General features: G+C 33.1%; 1 protein-coding gene, 1 tRNA gene and 1 pseudogene. 2 read left to right on the top strand and 1 reads right to left on the bottom strand.

Annotation, left to right across the window (positions count from 1 at the left end):
• Positions 1-146 (bottom strand): annotated as a pseudogene (locus K4H96_RS06305) (S1C family serine protease); the annotation flags it as partial.
• A gap of 203 nt (positions 147-349) precedes the next feature.
• On the opposite strand from K4H96_RS06305, the gene rlmH reads away from it, so the two are divergent.
• Positions 350-829, top strand: coding sequence for a 23S rRNA (pseudouridine(1915)-N(3))-methyltransferase RlmH (rlmH, locus tag K4H96_RS06310; protein ID WP_002922825.1), 480 nt, complete (start codon positions 350-352; stop codon positions 827-829).
• 42 nt (positions 830-871) lie between these two features.
• Positions 872-945, top strand: a tRNA-Arg gene (locus K4H96_RS06315).
• The last annotated feature ends 141 nt before the right edge of the window (positions 946-1,086 follow it).

A 1,086-nucleotide genomic window follows, 5' to 3' on the forward strand; every position in this document is an offset into this window, starting at 1 on the left:
ACACTGGTTGTTGAATTTCCATTCATTTTTACACGTGAAGTTACTAATGTAGTAACATAATTTCCTAAACTTCCACCGATAAAACCTATAATTAACACTGCAAAAAGCAATAAAGCCCTTTTGAAGGCAGTTGAAGAGTTTTTCATGTTTTCCTCCTTGAATTACAATTGATGAAATTATAGTTAGCTAAACTTAATTATAACTTAAATCCTCTAAGTTTTCCACACCTTGTGGAAAACTTAGAAAAACTGTTGATAGTCATTAGAAAATACACAGATTAGCCGATTCCCAGATAAATTTTACTTGTTAATAAAGTGTGAAGTATAGATGAATATGATAGAATAAACTTATGAAAATAAAACTTGTAACAGTTGGAAAACTGAAAGAAAAATATTTAAAGGATGGAATTGCTGAATATATGAAGCGTCTCAATCGATTCTGCAAGGTGGAAATGATTGAGCTAGCGGATGAAAAAACACCTGATAAAGCTAGTGATTTAGAAAATCAGCAGATTCTTGAAAAAGAAGGAAATAAAATTCTGGCTAAAATCAATGAGCGTGAATTTGTTATTGCTTTGGCAATTGAAGGAAAGCAATTTCCGTCAGAAAAGTTTAGTCAGATCATGATGGATACTACAGTGCGTGGCTTTTCTGATATCACTTTTGTTATCGGCGGAAGTTTAGGTTTATCTCCTGCAGTAAAAAAACGGGCAAATCTTCTGATGAGTTTTGGAAAATTAACCTTACCTCATCAATTGATGCGACTTGTTTTAATAGAGCAGATCTATCGAGCTTTTATGATTCAGCAGGGGAGTCCTTATCATAAGTAATCTTGACGACAACCCTATTTTCTGATAGAATGAGATGGTATTGGTCTCATAGCTCAGCTGGATAGAGCATTCGCCTTCTAAGCGAACGGTCGCAGGTTCGAATCCTGCTGAGATCAGAAAGGTAAAAAAATGCGGAATATTTTACAATATTTCGTGTTTTTTTCTTCTATTTTTTTGGTATAATGTCATTTTGGGGATAAAAAATGACATTTCAGGGAAAATTGTCACTAACTCTTTCTATTTTTCTATAATGATAA

Source organism: Streptococcus sanguinis (genome assembly GCF_020729765.1).
GTDB lineage: Bacteria > Bacillota > Bacilli > Lactobacillales > Streptococcaceae > Streptococcus > Streptococcus sanguinis_Q.